Consider the following 13,803-nt stretch of genomic DNA (forward strand, 5'->3'; position numbering starts at 1 on the left):
CTTTAAGAAACCTTTAGAATACCGGGCCTTCCATCCGTTGACAGTCCATCCTCCGGTTCGATACAATTATCATAACCATTTCACGAAAGAAAAACACGAGTAAAGGAGACTGCACCATGAACCCGGAATACCAAACCTTGCCACCTTACTCCTCTGTGGAGGAGCATTTAAATGACTGCCTGTCCTGGCTGGATGAATGTCTGGATTTTTGCGCCGGACGGGACGACGGTGACAGACGCTCAGCGCCGTCTCCCATCTACTCCGGCCAGCGGCTTCTGGCCCGCCAGGAGGCTGTGGCGGATGGCCAGCTGCCTATCACCACCTTAATCCACAGACTTTCCATGACTGATTTTGAATCCTTCCTGCTGCTTCTGGCGCTTGCCCCGGAGCTGGACATAAAATACGAATATATCTACTCCACCCTCCAGGGCAACCCGGCCTGTCTCCACCCCACGCTGGGATTGGCCAAAAACCTGTATTCCATATTCGCCCCCGTCACGCTGTCCCAGCTGGAAGCCATCACCGACAGCGGCTCCCCAATCAACCGGTTCTGCTTTGAGCAGACGGCGGCCTGTGGGGACGGAGATACCCTCCTCCACCGGAATCTCGTGCTAAAACGGACAGCCGTGCGGTATCTGCTTGGTTTTTCCGGGCCTTCCGATGGGGAGTATCCCAACAGCGAACTGCTGCCCCGCCATCCGGTCTCTGATTTCATCTGCTACCCCGCCCAGTTCTCCGCCATCCGGCGTGCCCTGGAGTCGGTGGCGGAATTGGATTCGTCGTCAAAACCGGGTCCGTTGCCAAAATCCAGCCAGTTAACCGAATCGGGTTCTCCGGCAAATTCGGCCAGCTTGCCCGCTTCCCCCTGCCTCCTCATCCACCTGTCCGGAGAAGATGGAATCGGCCGGAAATGCCTTCTCTCCCAGGCACTCTGCGGCACCCGTTTTCAAATCCGCTCTGTAGACATGCGCTCCCTCTATCACATGGAACCGGACAAACTCCAGCAGTGTCTGGAGACCCTTGCACTGGAAGCCGTCCTGTGGAACCGATTCCTCCATCTGGACTGCATCTCCCCCGGAAGTGAGGACGACGCCTTCCGGCTGCGCCAGGCCACCGCGTACCTGTCCAAAAGCAGCGCCATACTGTTTTTATCTGGCCAAGGCGATAAACTGCCCCTCCTGCTTTCTTCCCCAGTCCTCCACATCCCTTTCTCCATCCCGGATGCCGGTATTCGCGGAGACCTGTGGAAGCATTTGGGCTCCGCCTACCCCTTCGACAGCCAGACAGACCTGGAAGCCTTCGGCCATCAATACCGCCTGACCCCAGGCCAGATTGCCCGAATCCTGGCTGAAGCCAGCAGCAATACTGGCAACGGCAGTTCAGTCTCCATTCCACCCACAGCCCTGACTGCCGCCATCTCCCACAGCCAGACCCTCTCCTTCCACTCCCTGGCCACCCGAATCGGGTGGACCTACACCTGGGATGATTTACAGCTGGCCCCCGCCGCCTGCCAGCTCCTTCATTCCGCCTGCAGCCGCCTGAAATCGAAATACCTTGTAGAAGACCAGTGGGGCTTCGGCCGCAAATCCTCCTACGGAAAAGGATTAAGCCTCCTCTTCTACGGCCCCCCTGGCACCGGCAAAACCATGGCCGCCCAGGTCATCGCCAGAGAGTCCGGCCTGGAACTCTACCGGGTAGATTTAAGCCAGATTTTCAACAAATACATCGGAGAGACCGAAAAAAACATCGGCAAAATTTTCGACGAAGCAAAAAAAGCCGACATCATCTTATTTTTCGATGAAGCCGACTCCCTCTTTTCCAAGCGGACCGATGTATCCAATTCCAATGACCGGCATTCCAACGCCGAGATTTCCTACCTGCTCCAGAAAATGGAGGAGCACGACGGCGTAACCATCCTCTCCACCAACCTCTACCAGAACTTTGACACCGCCTTCCTCCGCCGCATCACCTACACCGTCCACTTCGACATGCCGGATGTCCCCACCCGCTTACGCCTGTGGCAGTCCATGGTCCCACCCGCCGCTCCCATCTCCCCCCAGGTAGATTTCCAGCGCCTGTCCCGGCAATTCGAACTGTCCGGCAGCAGCATCAAATCCATCCTGCGGGGCGCCGCCTATCTGGCCGCCGAGGAGGACACACAGATTCACTCAAAACATATTATCAAATCCATGAAATATGAATTTCTGAAGATAGGAAAGATTATATCCAACGAAGAGTTTGGAGAGTACAGCATTTACCTGTAACCCCAAACTCCCCCAATCTTTTATTTACAGTGCACCCGGCACCACAACTCCTGCACCGGCGGTATCTGCTCCCGCATCCCCGGTGCCAGGCGGCTCCAGATGATTCCCTTTGTGGGACGGGCAAACTCATGTCTCGTCTCCATAATTTTCGTCGGAGTCACGATATAATCAATCGCCGTATCATACTCCTCCACCGTCACTTCCACGTCCGCTACCTGGCAATCGTGTCCCGCGCCCACAATTACCGACTCCTCATCCACAAGCCCTATCGTGTAAAGCATAGCCCACTCCAGGTCAAAATACCCATGTCCCTTGCCAAACCGGATACCGCTAGGAGTGATGGCCGATGCCCCGGTCACCAGCATATCGATATGTCCCACAGCCGCTTTCAGCTGCTCCAGCGTCTGATGCTTCCAGTATCTGGACACCCCGTCTAACAGGGAAGCCAGTTCCTCCTTCCCCTCCGGAATAAACTCCGGCCGAATCAGGAAAAACCCTCTGGTTATCCCATAATTGGTCATGACAACCGTCTTTTTGTCCCGAAATGCAAGCTCACGGAACTTCTCCAGATTGTTATCCGGCGTGATAAAGATCACCTCCGCCTTCCGATACATCTCTGTCCCTGCAAGCAGCTCAGCCCCCTTGTCACTCCCCTCATAATCCGCAATAAATTCCGAAAAGCTCCAGCTGAATTTCGAATCCGGCCTGGCCACCTTGAGCAGTTCTTCCCAAATCTTGATTCTGGCTTCCTTCGCCTCCATCATCCACGATCCCGTCCTTTCCCTTTTCCTCAAATCCCACGCAAACCAATTCTAACAATTCTTAACAAACTTATACCGGTACTTCATCACTACCGCGCTGACAAACATAATGATAATCGTGATTAAATAGGGAACCGATATCACGATCTGGGACGGAAGCCCCATACTCTGCAGCGTCACCGAAAGTGCCTGGGTATATCCAAACACCAGACACGCCAGTGCCGTTTTCATCGGATTTCCATCTCCCACCATGATAGCAGCCAGAGCCAGAAACCCTTTCCCTGCGGAAATATTTTCCGTAAACATGGACGAACCGCCAATCGTCAGAAATGCGCCTCCTACTCCGCTGAGCATTCCACCCAGCAAAATAGCAATCCACTGATATTTGTTGGAGTTTACTCCAACTGTCTGTGCCGCCACAGACTTAATCCCGACGCCCCGCAGCCGGAGTCCAAACGGAGTCTTATACATAATCACATAGGATAACGCCACCACCAAAACCGCCAGATACACCAGAATATTCTGCCCGCTGAACACCTGCCCCAGGTACGGAATGTCCTTCAGTACCGGGATATGGATGGACGGAAAACTCTTAATCCTTGCATCAATAAAAACGCCTCTGGTGTGCAGCAACGCGTCCAGCAAAAAGGACGTAGCCCCCCAGCCCGCCAGGTTCAGCGCAATTCCAATCACCACCGGATTGGACTTAAAATACAACACGAACACTGCAAAGACACAGGACGCCAGCGTCGCCGATATCACGCCGAACAACAGCCCCATCCACGCACTCTCAAATAGATAGCTCCCGTACATGGCAAAAAACGCGCTGAATGCCATAAAACTCTCCAACCCGATATTTAACACGCTGGCCTTATGCCCGAACGCGCCTCCCATAGCCACAAACAGAACAGGGATTGTCAGCCGCACCGTCGCCGCCATCACCAATGGCCCCAAAAACAGTTCAAACATGAATCATCCCTCCTTTGCATTCCATTTTTTCAATGCCTTCTGAAACGTCGTTCTGAAATCCACCGTAATAAACAGCACAAACAACGCCTGCACCAGGGTAACCAGTATCCTGTTCACACTGGTCATCCGCTCCATGGACATGGAGCCCGCCTTAATCATTCCCCAGACAATGGCAACCACCACGGCCGCCGCCGGATTGTTCTTCGCCACCAGCGCCACCATGATGCCATCCCACCCCATATTGCTGGAGAAATTCGTTCGGAACCTCAGATGCGGCCCCAAGATCTCAACCGCCCCGCAGACTCCCGCAATCGCGCCGCTGCACAGGAAAATAATAAAATAATTTTTCAAATGCCGGATACCGCCGTACTTTGCAAAGATACGGTTTCTGCCGATCATTTTCCACTCATATCCAACTCTCGTATACTTGTACAGAATAAAAATAACAACCGCAATCCCCAGCCCAATGAAAATGCCGGTGGATGCCTGGTAAGGCGGCATGATTCTCGTCAGCCTGGCACTCTCCTGGATTTCCGGCGTCGCAATCATATCCGGATTGGTGTCACTGCTCAGACCCATAATCATCATGGTCAGATACTCCGTCACCTGAATCGCCACATAGTTGAGCATCAGAGTCGTTATCATCTCGTCAATATTCCAGTACACCTTCAGAATCGCCGGCACCACCGCGTAGAGAAGACCGGCCGTCGCTCCTGCCAGAATTGCCAGCGGAATCACCACATAACCAGGCCCCTGCACATAGGCTCCCACCATGGCGGACGTCAGCGCTCCGAAATAAATCTGTCCTTCAATTCCCAGGTTGTTAATCCCCGATTTCTGTGCCACCACCGCCGCCATGGACGATATAATGACCGGTGTGCTCCATCGGATACTGCTGGCGATGGCGGAGGTGCTTCCCAGCGCCCCATTTACCATCTCATAAAATGCCTCAATTGGATTCGAACCCTGAATCAGTATCAAAACCGAAGCGATTATGAGAACAAGGACTATGGAAATCAGGTAATTTGATGCATTATGAGAAAACTTTTCCTTACCTCTCATCACTTCCGCCTCCCATCATATACATGCCAATCTCCTTCTCATCATAATCCGGACCGGTCAGTTCCTTGTTGATATGCCCGTCATACATGACCAGAATCCTGTCGCTGAGGGTCATGGCCTCCGCCAAATCGTAGGTTATCAGGATGACCGAAACGCCCTCCTTCTCCACCTGCTTCTGAATCTCTTTCCAGATGAATTCAATGGAGCCGATATCAATTCCTCTCGTTGGGTCCTCAATCAGCAGCACCTTATGGTTCTGGGAAAATTCTCTCCCCACAATCAGCTTCTGTAAATTTCCGCCGGAGAGCGAACCCGCCCGGTCTTTGCTGGAGCGCGTTTTCACATTATATTCCTCAATAATGCTGTCCGCAAATGATTCCGCCCCCCGGTAATCCATCAGATTCCCCTTTTTCTTTAAATGATTCAAATGATACCCCATAATACAGTTTTCCACCAGACTGGAATCCACTGAGCTGCCCACGCTGATTCTATCCTGGGGGACATAGCCGATATGTTTCAGGCGGTTGTTCCGCGGTGTTCCCGCCGGCAGCTTCTCCCCGTGAAGACAGATCGTTCCCGCCTCATAACTCCGCATTCCGGTTATGGCTTCCACCAGCTCATTCTGTCCATTGCCCGACACCCCCACGATGCCCAGGATTTCTCCCTCTCTCAGGCAGAAGGAAATATCCTTCACCCTGGTAATCTTTCTGTCGTCCTTCACCACCAGGTTCCCAACACTCAGCACCTCTTTCTCCGAGTGCCCCGACTGTTTATCCAGCTTCAGAACCACATCCCGGCCCACCATCATGTTGGTGAGCGTCAGTTCCGTCGCTTCCCCGGCGCTGATCTCCCCACTGATGACTCCGCCCTTCATAACCGTTATGGTATCCGATATCTCCAAAACCTCTTTTAACTTATGCGTGATAAAAATAACCGTCTTTCCCTGGCTAATCAGATAGCGGATCGCCTTAAACAGTCCCTGAATCTCCTGATACGGCAGCACCGCCGTGGGCTCGTCTAAGATAATAATATCCGCCTTCCGAAACAGCACCTTCACAATTTCCACCTGCTGCTGGACCGCAACCGGAAGGTCACGGACCAGCGTATTCAAATCAAAATGGAACCCATATTCCTCACAGATATTCTTAATCTTCTCGGAGCTCTCCTTCTTATTGATAAAGAAGCCTCTCTTCGTATCCTCATATCCCATGATGATATTATCCAGCACCGACAGCTTATCAAACAGCATAAACTCCTGCTGCACCATGCCAATCCCCGCCCGGTTGGCGTCATTGGCATCCTGAAAGCTGACTTTTTTGCCATTCAGAAAGATTTCCCCGCTGGTGGGCTGGTTGACCCCGGCTATGATGTTCATAAGCGTACTCTTCCCAGCGCCATTTTCGCCCACCACCGCATGGACGGTTCCCTTTTTGATTTTCAGACTTATATCCTTGTTGGCCGCAAACGAGCCATAATATTTACATATGTTTTTCAATTCTAGTATTTCTGCCATAAGTCTCTCTCCAGTTCCCCTCTCCGTATCTATGCCGCCTTGCTGTCATTACTCGACGTCAGAAGGAATCTCAATCTCACCGTTCTTCATCTTCTCAACCGTCTCGTCCACTTTCTTCTTGATATCATCCGGCAGCTTCGCATAATCCCTGTCATCATAGAGCTTCAAACCGGAGGAAATGTTGTACACGTCCATCCCAGCGGTAAAGGTATTGTCAAGCGCGCTCTTTCCCGCATGGTACACAGCGCCTGTGATATCCTTAAGCGCCGACCAGAACACAATATCCTCATTGATGGCTCCCTGCCATTCATCCGCGCCGATGGCCTTGACGCCCTCTCCCTCACAGGCCCGGATAACACCGAGACCGGCCTTGTTGGCAGAATGCATCACCACATCCGCCCCTTTTCCAATGACCTGCTTCGCCAGCTCGCCGCCCTTGTTGGGGTCATTGGCATCACCAATATACAGGGACTCACATTCCACGGACGGGTCCGCATAAGCCACCCCTGCCTCAAAACCGGCACGGAACTTGTTGATAACCGGCTGGTCCGCACTGCCTATCCAGGACACCCGCTTACTCTCGGAGGTCTCCGCAGCCACCACGCCGGCGATAAACGCCGCTTCCTGAGGCTCCACAACGATGGTTTTCACATTTCCCAAATCACTGGTCACATAGCAGTCCACCACGATAAACTTCGTGTCCGGGAAATCCGGCGCTATCTTGATGGCCTCAGTCGCCAAATCGTCCCACACCACATAGATGGGATTGGCTCCGGCTTCCGCCATAGCCCGAATCTGCTCGCTGTACTCCGACTTATCAAGAGCCTCTATTATCTTCGTCTCAATGCCGTATTCCTCCCCCAGCTGCTCCACACCTGCATAGGCCAGCGTCAGAAATGGGTCTCCCTGGGCAATGGAAATAATCATCGCCGCCATTTTGGACCCTGCTTCATTTTTCTTTGCCTCCTCCTGCTGCCCTTGCGGCGCAGAGGTCTGAGCCGTCTTATTGCCCCCACAGCCGGCCAGACAGACTACCATAGACAATGCCAGTAACCCTGTTAACATTCTTTTCTTCATTATGCTTCCTCCTTAAATTTCCCCTTGTATGTACTTATGAATTGTTCTACTTGCTCCACTCCCACGGCGCCGCTCCTTGGTCCCATATACAGGATGGACCTGGCCGCCGCCGCGCTGGCATACTCACCCGCTTCCCGGACTCCCAGGCCCTGGGACATGCCATAGACAAAACTGGCGTTAAAGGTATCCCCCGCCCCGGTTGTGTCAACCGGCGTTACCCGGAAAGCGTCAATATCGTTTCTCTCCCCGGACGGTTCATAGATGGAACACCCCTGCTCCCCCTTTGTCGCAGCCACGATGCACCCGGATTTGTTTAAAACAGAGATATAATCCGGAGAAATCTGCTCCCGCATCTGCCTGTCCCCCTCTGTGTTGACAAACAGAATATCCGCCCTCTTTATCACTTCCCACTCTGATTCGATGACACCGCTGTCCAGATACTCCACATCCAGCACCAGCCGTATCCTCCAGTCATGGAACTTATCTAGAACCTCAAGGGGCCGCGCAAAGCACCGAATCTCCGCGGTGGAGGAGTAGACATAAGAGGTACCCTTCAAGATAGCCTCCTGGGCCTCATCCAGCACCAGCTCCCGTTTCTGGGTGGGAACCACATAGATCATCCGCTCCCCGTCCTTTAGAAATATGATACATTTGACATCCGGCAGGGAATCATCATACCGCATCAGGTCCAGTTTAATCCCCTGCTTCCTGCAGTCCTCCAGCACCGTCTGCACGTTGGGCCCCCGGTTTACCGTGTCCATCAGGTAGGTGTCCATCCCGCAGGCCGCCGCCACGGAAGCCGCGTTACCAATCATGCCGCCCACCTGCGCCCCCAAAGGATGGCAGATGGTTTTCTCCCCCATGGCCGGCACATAACTCAGCTCATAGTACTCATCTATGCAGCCCGAGCCAATCATAACGATTCTGTCTCTCTTCATGCTTATCTGTACTCCATTATCTCTCTCGCCATCGACTCCAGGTCAAAATGATTCTCCCGCTCTATCACATCCACATAATGGGACGGCATGGATTCAATTCCGTTAAGCGCCCCCAGAATCCCGCCAACCATGGTCGCAACCGTGTCCGTATCATTTCCAATATTCACCGCTCCGCAAATGCCGTCCACCGTATTGCCCTTCGCCGCCACACACAGTCCAATCGCCGCCGGCACCGCCTCCACGGCCATCAGCCCGCTGCCTATGTAATCGCTAAGCTCATCCATGGCCTCGCTCATACTCCCCGCATTGACCGCAAGGGAAACTGCCCACCGGATTCTCGTCTCGATGGAAGCTCCCGCCAGCGTGCATCCGTGCTCTCTGCCAAATCGGTCTCCCACTCCCGCGCCGTACAGGGATGCGCTGACGATGTCATAGACCGTGGCGCCTTCCCTCAACGCCGCACCGGCCGCCGCCGCGATAGCTGCCGTACCCGCCAGCGCGATATTGTTATTGTGGGTAATTCTGCTCACCTCCAGGGCATCCGCAATGGCCTTATCCACATCACCTTTGCTCAAAAGCGCAATCGGCGCCGCTTTCATGGCCCCTCCGTTGGTGGCCTTATTATTGTCATTAACCGGGATAAAGATATCCGGATTTCCTGGGATGCCCCTCAATTCCTGGATTCTGGACCTGGTCGTCGGTCCTGCAAACCGGTCAAAATACTCCGGCACATCCGCCCATGTTAACAGCGCCTTCGTCACCACGTCCCCGGTGATTTTCCCGCATTTTAAAATCTCCTTCAGCGTCACATAGGCAACGCTGAAATCATCCGTCACCTGACCGGCCCTGCTTCCCCTGGCAAACGTGTCCTCCGGCGGCGTCAGAAACTCTGTCACATAACCGCCAAACCGCTCCTCTATCTGCGCCCTGGTCCTTGTCTCCGTGGCAGCCCCCATGGCGTCCCCCGCCGCAGCGCCTACCAAACCTCCCAAAATCTTGTTATACATGCTCCTGTTCTCCCTTCCACAACTCTTCGATCTGTTCTGCCAGCCCCTCGATGTCAATCCGGTTATTCTCTTTTATAACCGTTAAATATTCATCCGGAAATGATGACGCTCCCCGGTATGCTCCCATAATGCCGCCTATCATCGTCGCCACCGTATCCGTGTCATCTCCGATATTTACACCGGCAAAGAGCGCCTCCAGCAAATCCCCTTTGGAAGCCGCTATCAGCCCAAATACGGCCGGCACCGCCTCCGCCGCCATCAGCCCGCTTCCAATGTAATCTTCTATTAGCGTCAGCGCTTCCTCCATGTCCTTAGCCAGAATACCAAGCTCCACCGCCTTTTTAATCCGCTTCTCTATGGAGGGACCACAAATCGTCTTTCCACTGGCTCTGCCAAGTTGATCTCCCTGGGCCGCCCCGTACACACCAGCATCAATAATCTCATTCAGGGTCGTCCCCTCGTGAAGCGCCTGGGCCGTGGCTGCCGCTATGGCGCAGGCCCCCGATAAGGCAATGTTGTTATTGTGGGTCACTCCGCACAGCTTTACCGTATTCCTGATAGCCAGCTCTACATCATCCCCGCCAAACAGGGCGATAGGAGCCGCTTTCATGGCCGCGCCGTTAGTTCCCTTTCCATTATCCACCGCCGGAATAAAGGTTTCCTGCCCCGTATCCACCGGCGTTTCCCCAGCGAGCGCCTGCACGGCCGCTTTTGTGGTTGGTCCCGCAAACCGTTTAAACTCCGGCACCTCATACCATTTTAAAAGCGCCTTTTTGGCCGTCTCCTCATCGATTATTCCATGATTATTGACGATCTCCACACAGTTCATGTATGCGATGCTGAAATCATCCGTTATCTGCCCCCGCTTACAGCCATGGGCAAAGGTATCCTCCGGCGGTGTAAAAAATTCTCTCACATATCCGCCAAACTGCTCTTTTATCTGCTCCATGGTACGTACCTCGGTGGCCGCCCCCATGGCATCCCCCACCGCGCCTCCCAGAAGGCAGCCTAAGATGTTATCTCTGTTCATGCGATTCATTTCCCTCCCTGATTATTATTTGACATTGTTCTATCTCTTCCGCCAGCTTTTCCAGCTCGTAGCCGTTGACCTGGTTAATGGTGCGGATGATCTCCCCGTCAAAGGCCCTGCTGCCGCAGGATGTTCCCAGGACCGCCCCCACAATCGTGGCAATGGTGTCCGTGTCATTTCCAATATTGGCCGCCGCCTCCACAGCCCGGCACACATCCCCGCCGGCCGCCGCCATTAGACCGAAGGATACGGGTACGGAATCCGCCGCCATTCCGCTGCAGTCAAAATACCTTCTCATGCAGTCCATGGCGCCGCTCAAATCCTCGGCTGTGAATCCCATATGGATGGCCAGCTTCATCCGCTTCTCCATAGATGGTCCGGCAATAGGGATTCCTTTTTCTCTGCCGGTTCTCTCCCCATATCTGGCTCCCTCCAGACCATCCTGGAGGATTTGACACAAATCATGCCCCATCAGCGCAGAGTTTACGGAAGCCGCCACCCCGCAGGCCGCCGAGAGCGATATCCGGTTGCCATGAGTCGGCATACAGATCACCTCCGTCAGTTTCATGGCCTTGTCCATATCTCCCTTTGCAAACAGGGACACCGGACCGATTTTCATGGCCCCGCCGTTGGAAGCCCTCAGATTGTCATTGACCGGTTCAAACTTTGTTACGGCCACCTCACATTCCAGCCCTTTCAGCCGGTTGATAAATTTCCTGGAGGTAGGTCCCACAAACTGCTCAAAAAACCGCTCATCCTTTGACCACTCCACCAGGGAACTCTTCGCCACCTCATCGTTCACCATCCCGCCATGTTTCAATATCTCCATGATGGTCACATAAGCCATGCTGAAATCATCCGTCACCTGCCCCGCCTGATTTCCCCTTGCAAATACATCCGACGGCGGCGCATACAATCGGTCCACATACCCCCATTTCTCAAAAATCTGCTCCCGTGTCCGGTTCTCCGTCGGCGCCCCCAGTGCATCCCCGTAAGCGCCGCCAATAAGACAGCCCAGGATTCTCTCTTTCCTTGTCAGTTCCATTTCCTACCCCTTTCATTTCATAAAATCTATTGGAAACCTATCCCGATTCTGCTATAATGAAAAAAATCAGGAGGACGAAGCGTATGTCAAAGCGAACCAGAATGAAACAAATTGAAAATCTGCTGGTTTTACAGGGTTTTGTGGATGTGCAGTCCCTCAGCCACTCTCTTCAGGTTTCCGATATGACGATCCGAAGAGATTTGGCGGAGCTTGTCGCTCAGGGAAAGGCCACCCGCACCCACGGCGGCGCTCTTCTTCCAACGGAGCACTACATCGACGGCAACAACATTTCCGCCAGGTCCCTTCTTCACATCTCTGAGAAAAAGGCCATCGCCAGGGAAGCCGTCAAACACCTGCATTCCGGTGACAACATCTTTGTGGACGACAGCTCCACTGTTTTTTGCATGCTCGATTATCTCCCACACAACATCCAGCTGATTGTCACCACCAATTCCCTAAAGACCGCTCTGGCCTTCAGTGAATTTCCAAACATCGACGCCTTCTGCCTCGGCGGCGCCGTCAGCAAGGCCACCAGCTCCGTCACCGGCCCCTACACCATGGACTTGTTAGGTGATATGTATTTCAAAACCGCCTTCCTGGGCTTTCCAAGCATCACCCCCGACGGCATCATCACCACCAGCTCGTCCCATGAGCTAAGCATCAAACGCCTGCTGATAAAACAGTCTGAGAACACCATCATCCTGATGGACAGTTCCAAGATCAAACCACCGCGCTTCATGAAGCTGGGCACCCTGGAAGAATTCAGCCTCATCATCACCGATTCCAACGCCCCCCAGGATTTCATCGACTACTGCACCGACCATTCCATCAAGCTTTCAATTGTCTGATTTTTGTTTTAATGTTTGTTTTATATTTGAATACTATCACTTGTTTTTCAGATTATCAAGATATTTTTTGTGCTATTTATTTGATTAATCCATCCATTTTTTGGTATTTTTTGTGCACATTATCCAATGTCTGTACGTTATCATATTTGATTTTGATTTATTTATCACCAATCCGCCATGTTTTTGTTTGTTTAAACATTTTCAAACATTTTTTTCTATATTCCATGAATGGTTGGCAAATAAAAAAGCTCCAAATCCCTATCACTAAGAATTTGAAGCTTTTTCTAAGAAAAGCAGATTTAAAATCAACGCCAAATATGGCAAAATATTTTTGGGAAATTATAAAAATAGGTAAATGAAAAAATGAGACTGGACTAACCAAAATCTTGCATACATTCGCATACAATTTCAGTCAACAAAAAAGTATCGCAACACCTCATTTATAAGATGCTGCGATACTTCAACTAAGAGGCGACAACCAGATTTGAACTGGTGATCAGGGTGTTGCAGACCCATGCCTTACCACTTGGCTATGTCGCCATATATATAATTATATGTTGTAAGCTTTGTAAAAATGACCCCAAGGGGATTTGAACCCCTGTTACCGCCGTGAAAGGGCGATGTCTTAACCGCTTGACCATGGGGCCGTGTTGATATCATACTACATTTTTCCCGGTCTGTCAATTGGAACTCCCACAGTCAGAAAAAACTCCCTGAGTTGGACTCGAACCAACGACACCGCGGTTAACAGCCGCGTGCTCTACCGACTGAGCTATCAAGGAATATTAGGTATACTGTATTCTACCATATACCCTCAAAACCACACATTGCTATATACCTTATCATCCGTTCTTATTTCCTCTACCTAAACCAACTTGGTTAAGCCCTCGACCTATTAGTAACAGTCAGCTCCACATGTTGCCATGCTTCCACCTCTGCCCTATCTACCTCGTCGTCTTCAAGGGGTCTTACTACTTGCGTATGGGATATCTCATCTTGAGGGGGGCTTCACGCTTAGATGCCTTCAGCGTTTATCCCTTCCCGACTTGGCTACTCTGCCATAGACTTGATAGTCTAACAGATACACCAGAGGTCAGTCCATCCCGGTCCTCTCGTACTAAGGACAGCTCCTCTCAAATATCCTACGCCCACGCCGGATAGGGACCGAACTGTCTCACGACGTTCTGAACCCAGCTCGCGTACCGCTTTAATGGGCGAACAGCCCAACCCTTGGGACCTACTTCAGCCCCAGGATGCGATGAGCCGACATCGAGGTGCCAAACCACTCC

The 13,803-nt window shown here is 52.4% G+C and carries 11 protein-coding genes, 3 tRNA genes and 1 rRNA gene; 2 read left to right on the forward strand and 13 right to left on the reverse strand.

Annotated elements, in window-relative coordinates; translation table 11 throughout:
* The first annotated feature begins 116 nt into the window (after positions 1-116).
* Positions 117-2,264 (forward strand): ATP-binding protein, encoded by a 2,148-nt coding sequence (locus tag HMPREF9473_RS23745; RefSeq protein WP_006782778.1) that lies wholly within the window; start codon positions 117-119, stop codon positions 2,262-2,264.
* A gap of 20 nt (positions 2,265-2,284) precedes the next feature.
* Here the strand turns inward: HMPREF9473_RS23745 and HMPREF9473_RS23750 are convergent, their stop codons facing one another.
* From HMPREF9473_RS23750 to HMPREF9473_RS23790, 9 genes are read right to left on the reverse strand one after another with little or no spacing between them, the layout of a single operon-like run.
* Entirely contained in the window at positions 2,285-3,028 is a 744-nt protein-coding gene (locus HMPREF9473_RS23750; protein WP_006782779.1) for a 5-formyltetrahydrofolate cyclo-ligase, read from the reverse strand.
* 48 nt (positions 3,029-3,076) lie between these two features.
* Complete coding sequence (locus HMPREF9473_RS23755; protein ID WP_006782780.1) at positions 3,077-3,994, reverse strand: ABC transporter permease; 918 nt, start codon at positions 3,992-3,994, stop codon at positions 3,077-3,079.
* 3 nt (positions 3,995-3,997) lie between these two features.
* Positions 3,998-5,056, reverse strand: a complete 1,059-nt coding sequence (locus HMPREF9473_RS23760; protein WP_006782781.1) for an ABC transporter permease — start codon at positions 5,054-5,056, stop codon at positions 3,998-4,000.
* Positions 5,046-6,569 carry an ABC transporter ATP-binding protein gene (locus HMPREF9473_RS23765; protein ID WP_006782782.1) on the reverse strand — a complete coding sequence of 508 codons (1,524 nt, stop codon included), beginning with the start codon at positions 6,567-6,569 and terminating at the stop codon, positions 5,046-5,048. Before HMPREF9473_RS23765 ends, HMPREF9473_RS23760 begins: the two co-directional genes overlap by 11 nt.
* A 48-nt stretch (positions 6,570-6,617) precedes the next feature.
* Positions 6,618-7,646 (reverse strand): BMP family ABC transporter substrate-binding protein, encoded by a 1,029-nt coding sequence (locus HMPREF9473_RS23770; RefSeq protein WP_006782783.1) that lies wholly within the window; start codon positions 7,644-7,646, stop codon positions 6,618-6,620.
* Positions 7,646-8,584: a carbohydrate kinase family protein gene (locus HMPREF9473_RS23775; protein ID WP_006782784.1), complete on the reverse strand. Its 939-nt coding sequence runs from the start codon at positions 8,582-8,584 to the stop codon at positions 7,646-7,648. Before HMPREF9473_RS23775 ends, HMPREF9473_RS23770 begins: the two co-directional genes overlap by 1 nt.
* Before the next feature lie 2 nt (positions 8,585-8,586).
* Entirely contained in the window at positions 8,587-9,591 is a 1,005-nt protein-coding gene (locus HMPREF9473_RS23780) for an ADP-ribosylglycohydrolase family protein (RefSeq protein ID WP_006782785.1), read from the reverse strand.
* Entirely contained in the window at positions 9,584-10,621 is a 1,038-nt protein-coding gene (locus tag HMPREF9473_RS23785; protein WP_006782786.1) for an ADP-ribosylglycohydrolase family protein, read from the reverse strand. Before HMPREF9473_RS23785 ends, HMPREF9473_RS23780 begins: the two co-directional genes overlap by 8 nt.
* Positions 10,608-11,666: an ADP-ribosylglycohydrolase family protein gene (locus HMPREF9473_RS23790; RefSeq protein WP_006782787.1), complete on the reverse strand. Its 1,059-nt coding sequence runs from the start codon at positions 11,664-11,666 to the stop codon at positions 10,608-10,610. Before HMPREF9473_RS23790 ends, HMPREF9473_RS23785 begins: the two co-directional genes overlap by 14 nt.
* An 83-nt stretch (positions 11,667-11,749) precedes the next feature.
* Between HMPREF9473_RS23790 and HMPREF9473_RS23795 the strand changes: the two genes are divergently transcribed.
* On the forward strand, positions 11,750-12,514 hold the full coding sequence (locus tag HMPREF9473_RS23795) for a DeoR/GlpR family DNA-binding transcription regulator (RefSeq protein ID WP_006782788.1): 765 nt from the start codon (positions 11,750-11,752) through the stop codon (positions 12,512-12,514).
* Between the two features lie 469 nt (positions 12,515-12,983).
* Here HMPREF9473_RS23795 and HMPREF9473_RS23800 read toward each other — a convergent pair.
* From HMPREF9473_RS23800 to HMPREF9473_RS23815, 4 genes are all read right to left on the reverse strand, one after another.
* Positions 12,984-13,054: transfer RNA gene (locus tag HMPREF9473_RS23800), tRNA-Cys, on the reverse strand.
* Between the two features lie 35 nt (positions 13,055-13,089).
* Positions 13,090-13,161, reverse strand: a tRNA-Glu gene (locus HMPREF9473_RS23805).
* A 62-nt stretch (positions 13,162-13,223) separates the two neighbouring features.
* Positions 13,224-13,296, reverse strand: a tRNA-Asn gene (locus HMPREF9473_RS23810).
* Between the two features lie 93 nt (positions 13,297-13,389).
* A 23S ribosomal RNA gene (locus tag HMPREF9473_RS23815) occupies positions 13,390-13,803 on the reverse strand; the annotation flags it as partial.

Origin of the sequence: Hungatella hathewayi WAL-18680 (genome assembly GCF_000235505.1) — a bacterium.
In the GTDB taxonomy this organism is placed as follows: domain Bacteria; phylum Bacillota; class Clostridia; order Lachnospirales; family Lachnospiraceae; genus Hungatella_A; species Hungatella_A hathewayi_A.